The sequence below is a fragment of the Paenibacillus sp. Y951 genome (assembly GCF_056786395.1).
In genome coordinates, this window is the sequence record NZ_JBXCIY010000008.1 from 23,571 (window position 1) to 38,918 (window position 15,348).

12 protein-coding genes are annotated in these 15,348 nt (G+C 39.8%); 3 read left to right on the plus strand and 9 right to left on the minus strand.

Annotated features, from left to right (window positions below; translation table 11 throughout):
- Nucleotides 1–243: 243 nt before the first annotated feature.
- Nucleotides 244–2,139, minus strand: coding sequence for a PrkA family serine protein kinase (locus AC1TPB_RS13130; protein WP_482076918.1), 1,896 nt, complete (start codon nt 2,137–2,139; stop codon nt 244–246).
- A gap of 387 nt (nt 2,140–2,526) precedes the next feature.
- Between AC1TPB_RS13130 and AC1TPB_RS13135 the strand changes: the two genes are divergently transcribed.
- Nucleotides 2,527–3,243 (plus strand): DUF2161 family putative PD-(D/E)XK-type phosphodiesterase, encoded by a 717-nt coding sequence (locus AC1TPB_RS13135; RefSeq protein WP_482076919.1) that lies wholly within the window; start codon nt 2,527–2,529, stop codon nt 3,241–3,243.
- On the opposite strand, the gene AC1TPB_RS13140 is transcribed toward AC1TPB_RS13135, so the two are convergent.
- The 3 genes from AC1TPB_RS13140 to trmL form a co-directional block, all read right to left on the minus strand.
- The gene (locus AC1TPB_RS13140; RefSeq protein WP_482076920.1) at nt 3,227–3,844 is read right to left on the minus strand and encodes a hypothetical protein; all 618 of its coding nucleotides are present in this window, start codon (nt 3,842–3,844) and stop codon (nt 3,227–3,229) included. The two genes, AC1TPB_RS13135 and AC1TPB_RS13140, sit on opposite strands and share 17 nt — an antisense overlap.
- Nucleotides 3,845–4,143: 299 nt before the next feature.
- Nucleotides 4,144–4,392: an AbrB/MazE/SpoVT family DNA-binding domain-containing protein gene (locus tag AC1TPB_RS13145; protein ID WP_482064364.1), complete on the minus strand. Its 249-nt coding sequence runs from the start codon at nt 4,390–4,392 to the stop codon at nt 4,144–4,146.
- Between the two features lie 121 nt (nt 4,393–4,513).
- Nucleotides 4,514–4,978: a tRNA (uridine(34)/cytosine(34)/5-carboxymethylaminomethyluridine(34)-2'-O)-methyltransferase TrmL gene (gene trmL / locus AC1TPB_RS13150; protein WP_482076921.1), complete on the minus strand. Its 465-nt coding sequence runs from the start codon at nt 4,976–4,978 to the stop codon at nt 4,514–4,516.
- 201 nt (nt 4,979–5,179) lie between these two features.
- Here trmL and AC1TPB_RS13155 point away from each other — a divergent pair, with 201 nt between their 5' ends.
- Nucleotides 5,180–5,896 (plus strand): response regulator, encoded by a 717-nt coding sequence (locus AC1TPB_RS13155; protein ID WP_482064366.1) that lies wholly within the window; start codon nt 5,180–5,182, stop codon nt 5,894–5,896.
- A 388-nt stretch (nt 5,897–6,284) separates the two neighbouring features.
- Here the strand turns inward: AC1TPB_RS13155 and serC are convergent, their stop codons facing one another.
- A complete protein-coding gene (gene serC, locus AC1TPB_RS13160; RefSeq protein ID WP_482076922.1) occupies nt 6,285–7,370 on the minus strand; it encodes a 3-phosphoserine/phosphohydroxythreonine transaminase in 1,086 nt (361 codons plus the stop codon).
- 388 nt (nt 7,371–7,758) lie between these two features.
- Nucleotides 7,759–9,183 (minus strand): type I glutamate--ammonia ligase, encoded by a 1,425-nt coding sequence (gene glnA / locus AC1TPB_RS13165; RefSeq protein ID WP_482076923.1) that lies wholly within the window; start codon nt 9,181–9,183, stop codon nt 7,759–7,761.
- 615 nt (nt 9,184–9,798) lie between these two features.
- Between glnA and AC1TPB_RS13170 the strand changes: the two genes are divergently transcribed.
- Complete coding sequence (locus AC1TPB_RS13170; RefSeq protein ID WP_482076924.1) at nt 9,799–11,217, plus strand: RNA-guided endonuclease InsQ/TnpB family protein; 1,419 nt, start codon at nt 9,799–9,801, stop codon at nt 11,215–11,217.
- Nucleotides 11,218–11,283: 66 nt separating this feature from the next.
- Here AC1TPB_RS13170 and aroF read toward each other — a convergent pair whose 3' ends face one another.
- The 3 genes from aroF to AC1TPB_RS13185 form a co-directional block, all read right to left on the minus strand.
- On the minus strand, nt 11,284–12,348 hold the full coding sequence (aroF, locus tag AC1TPB_RS13175; RefSeq protein ID WP_482076925.1) for a 3-deoxy-7-phosphoheptulonate synthase: 1,065 nt from the start codon (nt 12,346–12,348) through the stop codon (nt 11,284–11,286).
- Between the two features lie 322 nt (nt 12,349–12,670).
- Nucleotides 12,671–13,621, minus strand: coding sequence for a 4-hydroxy-3-methylbut-2-enyl diphosphate reductase (locus AC1TPB_RS13180; RefSeq protein ID WP_482076926.1), 951 nt, complete (start codon nt 13,619–13,621; stop codon nt 12,671–12,673).
- A gap of 253 nt (nt 13,622–13,874) precedes the next feature.
- Nucleotides 13,875–15,344 (minus strand): sensor histidine kinase, encoded by a 1,470-nt coding sequence (locus tag AC1TPB_RS13185; RefSeq protein ID WP_482076927.1) that lies wholly within the window; start codon nt 15,342–15,344, stop codon nt 13,875–13,877.
- Nucleotides 15,345–15,348: the final 4 nt, after the last annotated feature.

Consider the following 15,348-nt stretch of genomic DNA (forward strand, 5'->3'; position numbering starts at 1 on the left):
TTTACTGACCTGTTACATTACAAAAACGAGCTAGCCTATACGTCATGAGAATGAGCGTAGGCTAGCTTGTTTTGCTGTGAGTCGAATGTGGTAGCACCATCGGGCATAATATACATTAAACTCCATTCCAGTGTGTATTACTGCTTTTACAGACTTTCTAGCACAGGGACTCTAATTTAGAGACTATTGCTGCTTTCGTGGCTCTTCCACCCATTCGGCCTCATGCTGCACAATTACGCTTCTCTAACGATTCAGCAAACTACCGACATAGCGTAGCAATTCATTGGAGCATACTGGGCAATAGCCGTGCTCTTCCATAAGCCGTGCGGATACTTCATTGATTCGTTTCAATTGACTTTCATCAGGAGTTTTTGTTGAAGTCGTAATTTTCACGATATCTTTCAGATCAGTAAATAACTTTTTCTCAACTGCTTCACGTAATCGTTCATGGCTAGTGAAATCAAACTTCTTCCCTTTACGAGAATAAGAAGAGATACGAATAAGAATCTCTTCGCGGAACGCCTTCTTTGCATTTTCACTAATGCCAATCTGTTCTTCAATAGACCGCATGAGACGCTCATCCGGGTCCATCTCTTCACCAGTAAGTGGATCTTTGATCTTCGCCCAATTGCAATAAGCTTCAATATTATCTAAGTAATTTTCAAACAATGTTCGTGCTGATTCCTCGAATGAATAGACAAATGCTTTCTGAACTTCTTTCTTCGCAAGATCATCATACTCTTTGCGAGCAACTGAAATAAAATTCAAGTAGCGCTCTCTTTCCTCCTTCGTGATCGAGGCATGCTGATCCAGCCCATCCTTCATTGCCCGCAATACATCAAGCGCATTAATACACTCCATATCGCCCTTAATTAACGCACTTGAAATACGGTTGATAACATAACGAGGATCGATGCCTGACATACCCTCTTCTGCATACTCAGTTTGCATTTCTTTAAGATCAGCATCCTTGAAGCCTTCGACCTCTTGACCATCATACATACGCATCTTCTTCACAAGGTCCATACCTTGCTTCTTCGTTTCCTTCAGACGTGTAAGGATCGAGAAGATGGCGGCCGCACGGAGCGCATGTGGCGCGATATGCACATGCTTCATATCACTCTCTGATATAAGCTTATTATAAATTTTCTCTTCTTCCGTAACATTCAAATTATATGGAATAGGCATAACAATCATTCTGGATTGTAGTGCTTCGTTCTTTTTATTGCTAATAAAAGATTTATACTCTGTTTCGTTCGTATGAGCAATGATAAGCTCATCAGCCGAAATTAAAGCAAATCTTCCCGCTTTGAAGTTTCCTTCTTGCGTCAAGCTAAGTAAATTCCAGAGGAACTTCTCATCGCATTTCAACATTTCTTGAAATTCCATAATGCCACGGTTCGCCTTATTCAGCTCACCATCAAAGCGATAGGCCCTTGGATCAGACTCTGATCCATACTCTGTAATTGTTGAAAAATCGATACTACCCGTCAGATCTGCAATATCTTGAGACTTTGGATCAGAGGGGCTGAACGTGCCAATACCTACTCGATCATCTTCGGAAATAAATACTCGTTCTACTCGAACTTCTTCAATATTACCATTATACTGTTCCTTCAATCTCATCTGACAGCTAGGGCATAAATTGCCTTCAATTCTGGCACCTAGACTCGCTTCTACTTCATGTCTTAATTCTTGTGGAATAAGATGTAACGGTTCTTCGTGCATTGGGCAACCTTCGATGGCGTAGACAATACCTTTCTCCGATCGCGAAAAGTTCTCTAATCCTCGCTTTAACATTGTTACTAACGTTGACTTACCACCACTTACGGGACCCATTAATAACAGAATACGCTTTCTCACATCTAATCGTCGTGCCGCAGAATGGAAATATTCTTCTACCAACTTTTCTACAGCTCGATCGAGCCCAAATATTTCCTCTTCAAAAAACTTATACTTTTTCTGACCATTTTTAACTTCGATCCCATGCGATTCAATCATTTCATACACTCTAGAATGTGCAGTCATCGCAGGAGAGACATCATTTTTCAATAATTCTACATACTCTCTAAATGTACCTGACCAAGCTAATTGATCAGTTTCTGCCTGATACTCTGATATACGTTTGAAAATATCCATCCTTTGCCTCCTCCCAATCACATCAGACACCTACGTGATCTATCTTCTCCGCTCTGGGAGATCGTTAACATCAACAAGCAGAACCTGTAACATAGTTCTATTGTATGCTTGTTGTAGTAGGATATTGCCCATTATTTTACCGAAAACATTTATAGCGGTTGTTCAAAAAATGGACTTTGATAACGATGCTTGGCTGACGTAGCGTATTCGACATCGCATCTGAAACGAACTTGGGAAGTACGGTTCGCATGTACCAAGTACGTACATTTGCGCTTCCGCCTTCCTCAAGTAGCGTTTCACCTGCTTGGTTTTCGAAAGCCCACTTTTTGAACTTCTATTATATTGCTATAATAGAACTATTATTGTTGAACTAAGGAGTATGTTGTAATGGCAATTGCAAAAGAAGAGGAATTGTATGACCCAATTAAGAGCTACTTTGTTCATAAGGGATTTGAAGTTAAAGCGGAAGTGAATCACTGCGATCTTGTCGCCATTCACCCCGATACAGAAGAAACTATTATTGTAGAAATGAAAAAAACGTTCAATCTTGCATTACTTCTGCAAGGTGTTGAACGTCAGAGACTAGGTGCTCAAGTTTATTTAGCCATAGAGCGCAATCGCAAAAAATCAGGTGCGGTCAATCAACGATATGGGGATCTAACAGAGCTCTGTCGTAGACTCAATATTGGACTTATAACTGTAACCTTCTATAAGACCAAACCAGCTGTTGTTGAAATATTATGTTTGCCCGAAGATGAGCCGATTCGATATCAGCGTGTGCGCAAAGGCAAGCGCCTGCTTCAGGAATTCAAAGAGCGTAGCGGTGATTATAATGTCGGTGGTAGCCATGCTCGAAAGCTGGTCACATCGTACCGTGAGAAAGCACTTCGCTGTGCCCTCTCACTGCAACAACTAGAAATATCATCTCCCAAAAACCTTAGCACACATTGTGGTGTTGCCAATGTACCGACTATATTGCGACATAATTACTATGGGTGGTTTGATAAAATTGAGCGTGGCAAATATACGTTAACGGAAGCTGGACATGCTGCATTAGTAGAATATGAAGAAGTGATCCATGGCTGGACTAATTCCTTGCTGTAAATTGACCTAGCAATTCATCTAATTCCTTCACTAACGTTGCAATATGCTCCGTATTTATTGATTCTAGCTGAACATCGATAGATGTATCATCTGCATGGTCTAGTTGGATTACTTGTTCACGTAATACGGCGAAGGTCTGTTGCTCCTGCAACAATGCTTTTAGTAATATTTTGCTAGGAAGTCCTTTAGGTAATTGGATAGCAATTAGCTCTTTATCATTTGAGCTTCTTTTGCCGATTTTCAAAAACTTACTTGCTTCACAGTGTTCGAGAAATTTCGTCGATTTATTATCATTGTTACGTACGTCATCTCGTTCACTATGCGACTTTTGAAGCTCAGTTTTTTCCACTCGTTCTTGATCACCAGATATATTTCGCATTGGAATAGAAGTAATATGCTCATTATCCAATTTTTCAGTGCTTTGTTCTAAAGCTGTACTCTGGGCTTTAATTAATTTCTTAGCCGTGTTTGAACCTTTACTAGATTTCTTTCCCTCTGGATTTACAACTGCTTTCTTTTTACCTTTACCAGAGCTTGTATTTTTCTTTGTAGTATTCATTCGTACCGAGTCCTTAACTTTATGTTGCTCTTTTCTTTTCAAACTATGCACCTTCCTTCACTACTATACTCATATCCGAAATGTGCTCAATATGTTCTTAATTTTTGAAGTTTTCTTTTTTGCACACGTTGGTTATAATAGGTATTAGTTAACGGAGGTGCTTATACCATGAATTTCTGGATTGTTATTACTGTTCTTGTTTTATTTCTTGCAGCTATTATGACTAGTTCATATAACGAAGATAAAACAAGTGGACTCTAGGCCTTCAACACAAAAAAGCAGCGATCGTCTCTTAAGGAGAAAATCGCTGCTTTTTTGTTGAATACATTGAATAGAAAATACTAATTTTTAAGTAGATTCATTTCAGTCATGCATGCTTCACATACATATCTTTCTTTGAAGTCAACGACTTCGACCATAGAACCACAGAATACGCATTTAGGACGATATCTTTCTAAGATAATATGATCTCCCTGTACAAAAATTTCAACAGGGTCACCTTCATTCATCAGATAACGCTTGCGAAGTGATTTGGGTAGGACAATACGTCCTAGCTGATCCACTTTTCTTACCACGCCTGCCGGTTTCATTCTTTCACCTCTCTTATGTCGAATAAATTTGCAAGTAATTTCGAGAGAAAACCATGCTTTAAACTATTTCGACACGTAGTTACAAATTCCTGCAAATATGAAATAAATATTTATATTATTTTTACAGTAAATTCGGAAAATCATTTTGTCTTAATGCTTCGTACAATATACATGCTGCTGAATTAGATAAATTCAATGATCTTACTGCATCTGTCATCGGCATTTTAATACAATACTCGATATTATCATGAATTAATTCTTCAGGCAACCCTTTCGTTTCTTTACCAAAAACGATAAAGTCTCCATCTTGATAAGTAATATCAGAATACATTTTTCGAGCTTTTGTACTCGCATAATAGAAATTAGCGGTAGCATATTTTTCACGTAATTCAGCGAATGAATCATAATACTGAATATTCACAGCATGCCAATAATCTAAGCCAGCGCGCTTTAATTGTTTATCATCAGTGCTGAAGCCAAGTGGACGTACAAGATGCAAATGCGCCCCTGTAGCAGCACATGTACGTGCAATATTGCCTGTATTGGCCGGAATTTCTGGTTCGACTAAAACGATATGAAATGCCATTATTATTCTCCGTTCTCTTTCGTATTCATATTCTGTTAACAAACTCTCCACATTTTACATCAATTTTACAGAACGTTAATTCTGAGGTTATTGTTCTCCTTCATACTTAAGCTAATAATAAAAAGTTTAGCTTTCCTTCCGATGTACTTTTCATTGCAAGAAGAATATCGAGAAGCTATAAAAAGTTTAAGGAGTGTTACTATGCAAAAGAAGATTTTAATTGTTGATGACGAACCTTCAATTTCTAAATTGATTGAATTCAACTTAAAGCTTGCTGGCTTTGAAGTTCTCTGCGTTGCCGATGGCGAAGCAGTATTTCAATCTTTACGAGTATTTCGTCCTGACTTAATTATACTTGATCTAATGCTTCCGAAAATGAATGGAATTGAAGTTTGCCGTATTTTACGTAATCAAAATAATGCTGTTCCTATTATAATGCTTACTGCACTACATGATATCGCCGATAAAATTAATGGACTAGATAATGGCGCTGATGACTATATGACTAAACCATTTAGTCCACAAGAATTAATCTCACGTATTACAGCTATTTTCCGTAGATTAGATACTTTACCAGGTTTAAGTAAAGAACAACAATTTCAAATTGGTTCATTGAATATTTGGGCTGATCAACGTGAAGTATTTCTTAACGAACAACTCATTGAACTGACACCGAAGGAATTCGAGTTATTACTATTCCTCTGTAAGCATGAAGGAAAAGTGTTAAGCCGTCAACAATTGCTTCATGGCGTTTGGGACTACCACTTCTTGGGCGATACACGTATCGTAGATGTTCATATTAGTCATCTTCGTGACAAAATCGAACGCAACGCACGTAATCCGGAATATATTACAACGATCCGCAATGTTGGGTATAAGCTGCAGCCACCCAAAGTAAGCACTAGCTCATTTGCCTAATAGAGGTAGTTCAAAAAACGGACTTTGATAACGATGATTAGGCTAACGTAGGTTACTCGACATCGAATATGAAACGAACTTGGAAAGTACGGTTCGCACACAAAGACCGCTCTATCTCATTATGAGATTGGAGCGGTCTTTGTGGCATTATTAGTATAGGCTCAATATATTACCGCGTGATCACGTGCGGACATTTTGAACATCATCTTAACATGAAAGTTCAAAATGTTCGCTCGTCAGCACCAAGAAGATGCACTTCAGCGGAAACGAGTAGCACAGTGTACGTTATTGGTACACGAGCACACGCAGGCTTTCGATGGAGGGCATCTTCGCCGCCGACTAAGCTACGTTAGCGTTACCGCGTGATCACGGGCGGACATTTTGAACATCATCTATTATTAGCTTGGAACTGCTTCATGAAGTTGACTAATGCCTCACAGCTCTCTAGAGGAACCGCATTGTACGTTGAAGCACGAAGTCCACCTACATCACGGTGACCTTTCAAACCTACAAAACCAGCAGCCTCAGATTCTTTGATGAATTGTTTCTCAAGCTCCTCGTTAGCAATACGGAATGTAATGTTCATTGCAGAACGATTTTCTTTATTTGCACATCCAACATAGAAGCCATTACTTTCATCAATCGCATCGTAAATAAGTTTTGTCTTATTAAGGTTGAATTGCTCAAGAGCTTCAAGCCCGCCTTTTGCTTTGATCCATTTCAATACTAGTCCAACCATGAAAACACCAAATGAAGGCGGTGTATTGTATAGAGAATTTGCTTTTGCATGTGTATCGTAGCGGAACATCGCTGGAATTGTTTTCGGACTTTCAGCAATTAGATCTTCACGTACGATGACCACAGTAACACCTGAAGGTCCAAGGTTTTTTTGAGCACCAGCATAGATCATACCGAATTTACTTACATCGACAGGACGACTCAAAATATCACTAGACATATCGGCAATTACTGGTACGCCATCAAATTCAGGGAAGCTTTGGAATTGAACGCCACCAATTGTTTCATTCGTAGTAATGTGTACATAAGCAGCATTGTCTGGAACAACAATCTCAGCAGCCTCAGGCATACGCATATAATTATCTTCTTTCGTAGAAGCAACAATAACAGCTTCACCTACGACAGAAGCTTCCTTGTAAGCCTTACCAGCCCACGCACCTGTATCTACATAAGCGCCAACTTTACCTTCGGAAAGAAGATTCATTGGAATCATCGCAAATTGTGTACTTGCGCCACCTTGAAGAAATAATACTTTGTAGTTAGATGGAATGTTCATTAGCTCACGAAGTACATCTTGCGCCTCTTGATTTACTTTTTCATAAAGAGCGCTACGGTGTGACATTTCCATAATGGACATGCCTGCACCTTCATAATCAACAAATTGAGCTTGAGCCTGCTCTAATACTTCTAAAGGAATTGCAGCAGGACCAGCATTAAAATTATAAGCACGTGTCATTAACTCTCATCCTCTCTGATTACACCATCAATATCTTAAACTATATCAATTTTACTACATTCCTTCAAGTAAAATCATCGTGTTTAAATGATAAAGTCGAACGTATTCCAAGTTTCATCAACAAACATTCGGATTTTAAGGTATATAACGCAATAATAGATAGTTATTGTGGTGAATATTCACTCTTCTATATGATTTAATAAGTATACCAAAATTCTCAGCATTATACTGTTACTGTTTTGTGAATCTTTTCACAAATGTAATTCTACTCTCATCGTTCGTTGGCTTTGAGTCTGAACATGAAAAAGCTGCCTACTAACAATTTCTCGTCAGTAAAGCAGCTTTCTTCTATATCCCAAAAGGACTATTATTACTTCGTACTAACGAATTAGCAACCGAAGTATAGGTTAAATTCATGCGGATGAATACGGATTGCCACTTGTTTTGCTTCAGAACGTTTCAAAGCAATGTAGCTAGCAATTAACTCTTCAGAGAATACTCCATTTTCAGTTAAGAAATCAGAATCAGACTCAAGAGCGTCAAGCGCTTCTTCTAAAGAAGCTGGAACACTACGAATTTCTTTCTTCTCTTCTTCCGGAAGATCGTAGATGTTTTTATCGAATGGTCCAAAACCAAGAGCAACTGGATCAAGACCTTTTTTGATACCATCTAGACCTGCAAGTAACATAGCTGCAAATGCAAGATATGGATTAGCAGTAGTATCAGGAGTACGGAACTCAACACGACAGCCTTTAGGCGATACTGCTGCAATCGGAATACGAACTGCTGCAGAACGGTTACCTTTAGAGAATACCAAGTTTACAGGTGCTTCATAACCTGGTACTAGACGTTTAAAGGAGTTTGTACTTGGGTTAGTAATAGCGATAAGCGCAGGTGCATGTAGTAAAATACCCGCGATATAACTCATTGCCAATTTACTCATATTACCATAAGCGCCTTTTTCGTAGAACAACGGCTCATCGCCATTGAAGATCGAAGAGTGAACATGCATACCACTACCATTATCGCCAAATAGCGGTTTAGGCATAAATGTAGCAACTTTACCCCATTGTTTTGCAACGTTTTGTACAATGTATTTATATTTTAGAAGGTTGTCAGCTGTTTTTGTTAAAGTATCGAAACGGAAGTTAATTTCAGCAGAACCTGCTGTTGAAACTTCATGGTGATGACGTTCAACGCGAAGACCTGCTTCTTGCATAGCACGAACCATTTCAGAACGAATATCTTGTTGAGCATCCGTTGGAGCAACTGGTACATAGCCACCTTTAACGCCAACTTTGAATCCAAGGTTACCGCCTTCTTCTTTGCGTCCAGTGTTCCAAGCAGCTTCCTCGGAATCTACAGAGTAATGAGAAGAGTGCATGTCATTGCCGAAACGAACATCATCAAAAATGAAGAATTCTGATTCCGGAGCGAAGTACGCTGTAGTTCCAACACCAGCAGTTTGTAAATATTCCTCTGCTCTTTGAGCAATACTACGTGGGTCACGATCATAACGCTCACCATTTGGCAAATGAATATTACACATGATGTTAAGTGTTAGATGTATAGTGAATGGATCTACATATGCAGTTTCAGGATCTGGGATCATTACCATATCCGATTCTTCAATACCACGGAAACCTGGGATAGATGAACCGTCAAATGCTACGCCATCTACAAAAGTATCTTCACTTACTTCAGTAGTTGGTAGTGTAATATGGTGAACCCCACCATTAAGACCTATAAAACGGAAATCTACAAATAAAATGTTATTTTCTTCAAGAAACTTAATAATTTGTTGAACTGACATATAAAATTTCCTCCATTTCCGAACAATCAGATGTGTTAGTAGAATAATGTTCAATTTCTCGTCAATCTTTATGTTGTAATTATAATTCTCACTATAATGATCGTCAATAGTCATGTGAGGTATTTTTTATACACATGTTAGGTTAACTCACAAGCCTAATGTATGCATGAAAGCCCTTTATATATAAGGGTTTTCGGATACTTTCTACATTTAAAACGATACTTTTTCAATCATTTCCCACAAAAATTATGTAGGAAAGTACAAACTAGAAAGCGCTTTATCTTTAATTCAACATATTATTCCACACTCATTTTCTTTTCACTACTTTATCTGCTTATCCTTGCCATCCTTTGTTCGATATATAGCTTTTACTTTATTTATACAATTACTTCACACGAAAAAAAGCCTTTGCAATCCATTCGTTAATACGAATGATTCAAAGACTTTTCACTCAATTCTATCCGTTTTCGCCGATTCACCTCGCCACTTCTATAAGTGGCGAGGTGAATCGGCGATTTCTTGAATAATCCCCCAAGATGTTCTTCCTTTCCTATATCCTAAGAGGTATAATGAATAGAGAACATACATTCGCATTGCCGACTGGAAGGGGATGAAATGTTGTCCGATTCAAAGTCCATGTACAGAACCCATCAAGTATGGATTAAGCCAGGTCATCGCTTGTTTTCGTACCTCGATCAAGCATGCCAGGACGCTAAGAACCTGTATAACACGACCAATTTTTACATCCGACAGATTGTGACCGCATGTGAGAAGAACGAGCCTCTCCAACCGTTGCAACGAGAAGTTCTAGATACGTTGGCGTCACATCTTGATGTAATGAATGAACGACGAAGGGAAGGGAGCAGTTCCCATCCGTTCAAGCTACCCTCGCAAGAAAGTCCCTTTGTTCATTATAACTTCCTCGACGCCTTGTTCAAAGTGATGAATCAACTCGATTATCGAGCGCTCCCGACGCAGAGCAGTCAGGGAATCATGAAGGTGGTGTTCCACAATTGGAAATCCTTCTTTGCCAGTATCAAAGATTACCGCCAGCATCCTGAGAAGTACAACGGCAAGCCCCATATTCCGGGATATGCTCGGAACAAGGTCAAGGAAGTTATCTTCTCCAACCAAGACTGTGTGATCAAAGAACGGAAATTTCTCAAGTTTCCAAAGAGCAAGCTACAACTGAACATCGGCAAACTAGGCTGTACCGACGGACAACTGAAGCAAGTACGTGTCATCCCAAGCCATGGACAGTACGTCGTCGAATTAATCTTCGCTTATCCGCTCGAAACGAAGGAACGAGTACAAGACCACATGCTGGCGATTGATCTTGGTGTCGTCAATCTTGCAACCATCGTCACGACGACCGGAGCGAAACCGATCCTCGTGAAGGGCAAGATTGTGAAAGCAATCAATCAGTATTACAACAAGATGAAAGCGCATTATACCAGCATTCTTCGTCAGGGCAAGGAACCTCGCGAGGGGGTGCATACATCCAGGCGATTAGAACGGCTCCATTTGAAGCGCCACCGGAGGATCAAAGACTTGTTCCACAAGACAAGCCATCATATTGTTCGGTTAGCTGTGGAACACAACATCGGTACGATCGTCATTGGACATAACGATGGATGGAAACAAGCATCAGGAATCGGACGGCGAAATAATCAGTCCTTCCATCATATTCCCCATCACATGCTCATCAAGATGATCGAGTATAAGGCAGCTGAGCAGGGAATCATCGTGATCCTGACCGAAGAGGCGTATACTTCGAAAGCCAGCTTTGTAGATCAAGATCCGTTACCCAGATATGGCGAAGAAGAGACATGGATCTTCTCAGGCAAACGGATGTCTCGTGGTCTGTATCAGAACACGAAGGGTTTGATTCATGCCGATGTCAACGGTGCAGCCAATATTATGCGAAAAGTATTCCCAAACGTATCTGTCAAAGATGCGAATGGGATAGAGGGGTTGGATGGTAACCAGACCATCAATGTGTCAACTCCACTGGTGTTAAGCATCCTGAAATAAATGGGATGAACCATCAGAAACCCCCACTTCAATCGAAGCGACAGCTTTGGTAAGTGGCGGGAGTATTCATTTCTTCCACTTTGTAAATGCTTCTGCAGGAGCTTTCACCGTATCAAATGATTTGCCAACGATCGGTGCAAGTTTTTCAAGATCTTTCAGCAGGTTAGCAAACTGATCTGGGAATAATGATTGTACGCCATCACCAGTCATAGAATTGTCAGGATCCGTGTGCATTTCAATGATCAATCCATTTGCTCCAGCTGCTAATGATGCTTTAGACATCGGTTCAACAAGCTCACGTCTACCTGTGCCATGACTTGGATCAGATATTACTGGCAGATGACTAAGTGATTGCAGTACAGGAATCGCCGTAAGATCCAATGTATTACGTGTGTAGCTTTCGAATGTTCTTATTCCACGCTCGCATAGCATAACATTTGGATTTCCTCCAGCAAGAATATATTCAGCTGCATTCAGTAGCTCATCATATGTTGCACTAAAGCCGCGTTTCAATAGCACCGGAGTTTTGATTGTACCTAGTTTACGAAGCAAATCAAAGTTTTGCATATTGCGTGTACCTACTTGCAATATATCTGCGTACTCTGCACATACATCAACATACTCTGGTGTCATTACTTCTGTAATCGTCAGCAAGCCGTGTTTCTTGCCCGCTTCGGCCATCATCACTAATCCTTCAACACCTACACCTTGGAAGCTATAAGGACCTGTTCTCGGCTTGAAAGCACCGCCGCGTAGCACTTGACCACCTGCCGCTTTGACAAGACGAGCAATTTCATCAATTTGCTCTGGACTCTCAACTGCACATGGACCGCCCATAACGACAACATGCTCTCCACCAATTTTCACTCCATTGATGTCAATAACGGTATCATCAGGGTGGAAGTCTCTACTTGCAAGCTTATATGATTTGGAAATTTTAATAACATTATCTACATCTTTCATTGCTCTTAATTGCTCGCCGAGCTGTGAATCCGCTTGACCTATAATTCCGATTACTGTACGATCCGTCCCTTTTGATACATGAGCTTGCATCCCATCCTTACGTTCAATGCAGGATACAATCTCCGAAATACGCTCATCTGACACATTGTTTTTTGTAATTACGATCATTAGTTATCTCTCCCTATTTGCTTATTAAGCTATATTATGTTTTGTTTCACTAATCAACTTTTTCACTTAGACGCTTTTAAGCTTTATAGCTTCTTCGCTTTTATCCACTAAAGTAAATATACATTAGTTTTCCTCGTTCGTCAACAGTTATAAATTAATTAGCTGATAAATGTGATGAGTAGCACTGCAAACAAAGAAAATAGTTCCTTTAATTCATACTGAAGTCCTTCATGTCCATTTGACGTACGCGACAAAACAGAATTAGCCCTTCCTCACTAATAAAATCACTAGTAAGAAAGGGCTGCTCATATTGTTGTATTGTTTACACAGTTTTTGTCTTAATTCTCGGTAAAATTTTACTCATATTAACGGAGCGATTAAGCTCCCAAGTTGTTGAGTCATTATGATCATACTTTTCAAGATATTCAATAACTTCCTTCGTCAATGCCGTCGGAGTAGAAGCACCAGAAGTAACCGCTACACGATCAATACCATGTAACCATTCCTGCTTCAATTCAGATAGATCGGAAATCCGATATGCTTTCACACCTGCAATCTCTTCGGACACTTGAGCTAAACGATTAGAGTTATTACTTCGTGGGTCACCAACTACGATACATAGCTGTGCTTCACCTGCTTGACCAGCAACTGCTTCCTGGCGAACTTGTGTAGCAAGACAGATTTCATTATGAACTTCAGCATGCGGGAATTTCTCCTTAAGCTGATCAATAATATGTCTAATATCCCATTGCGACATCGTCGTTTGGTTCGTAATTAGCAGCGGAGTATTGTCTTCGAACTGTAAGTCCGCAATCTCGTGCTCCTTCTCGATAAGATGTACCATATTAGGAGCAACACCAATCGCACCCTCGGGCTCAGGATGTCCCTTTTTACCAATATAGATCGTATGGAAGCCTTGCTCGCTTTTCTCACGAATAATATCATGCGTTCTCGTTACATCTGGACATGTTGCATCAACGACAGTAAGACCCTTTTCACGAGCCCTTTGACGAACTTCAGGTGAAACGCCATGTGCTGTAAAAATAACCGTACCTTCTTCAATTTGTTCCAATATTTCAAGACGATTCTCACCATCTAATGTGATGACACCTTCTGTTTCAAATGCATCTGTAACATGAGCATTATGAACAATCATACCTAATATATATATCGGTCTTGGTAAATTCTCGTTTTTGACAGTTTGCAATGCCAATACCATTGCATCTACAACTCCGTAGCAATAACCTCGTGGAGATATTTTCACAATTTCCATCTCATCGCACCTACTCTCATTATCATTTGAACTTCTACTTTCAATAAAGGTTCAAAAAGCGGGATTTCAGAACCAAGAAGATGGAGAAAATTTTCGAAAGGTGGAAGCGCAAGTGTACGTTATTGGTACATGCGAACCGCACTTTCAAAAATTAGCTTCATATTCGATGCCGAGTACGCCACGTCAGCATAACATCGTTATCAAAGTCCGCTATTTTGAACTTCCTCTCCTCTATTATAGACCATCCTAGTAATTAGGAACAGTCTATCGGCAACCATATCGTAAATGTCGTCCCTTTACCTTCCAACGTTGCCACTTCTACACTACCTTGATGTTCATCTAGTATCCATTTGGCAATTGCCAATCCTAGTCCTGTACCAACCGTTACACCTCGAGATACGTCTGCGCGATAGAAACGGTCAAATATATGGGGTACTTGATCAGGGTTCATTCCGATACCAGTATCCTCTATTACCCAGGCAATATGATGTTCCGTGCGTTTAACGGAGAATCTCACATCACCAACAGGAGTATATTTGAATGCATTTTCAATAAAGACAAACAGTAATTGCTGCAAATAATCTTCACTACCATAAATATGGATATCCTTTAATTCAGAGAGTGCACCGACTTCCCAGTTGGCTGACCGAGGTAATAATTGAGCTCGACGAACAACAGCTTCGGTCAAGCTTAAAATATTTACTTGTTCTCTCTCCATTATATAACCTGCATCGGCACGAGCGAGAGCGAGCAAATCATTAACAAGCGTCGACATTCGCTTAGCCTCTGCAGAAATATCCGTAATTGCCTCATACGATAACTCAAAATGAGTACCACTAATATTTACATGCTCTAACTGCTCACTAATCGCTCCACTTTGTCGCTTCGTCTGCTTCCACATTTTATCGAGCAGATCGATATTACCACGAATTGTTGTAAGTGGCGTACGAAGCTCATGTGATGCATCAGACACAAAGCGACGCTGCGCCATATAAGCTTCATCTAGTTCGTTATAAGCCTTCTCCAAGCGAGACAGCATCATATTCAGCGTAGTAACAAGCGTACCAATTTCATCCTTCACCGGTGGCATCGGTATCCGTACACTTAGATCAGCCCCATTCTCGATCTGCTGTGTGGCATTAATAACATTTTCAATAGGACGCAATGCTTTTCTGGCAATAATTAAGCCAATCGTAAATGCAATAAGTACGACGATGACTGAAGAGAATAGCAATGTATTACGTAAACCTGTTAAAAATTGATCTTCGTAATATGGAATGGTTCCAACCTGTAATAAACCAACTAATACTCCATTGGTCGCAAGCGGACGTTGATACGTAATCATCCGATATTTCTTATGATCAAGCTCGACCATTACTTCTACAAAACCATCCTGTAACGAAGGTGAAGCATCAGGATATGGTATAACAATATTTTGTTCATTTAAATTCGAAGACTGTCTATAATTACCTTCGTGATAATTAATTAGCTGGACATACATATTTTTTCCTTCAATTCGCGATTGACGGTCAAGATTAAGATCAAGTTTGTCGACCATTAATGTCCCTGTAACAACTAATCGTTCACTTTCCGACTTCACAGACTCTTTGAGCTCAGCGTACGTATTCCAGTTAATAAATAAATAGACGATAACACCGAAAATTAATAATGCTCCAGTAAGTAACCCTGAATACCAAAGTGTTAATCTAATTCGTAGTGACAATGCT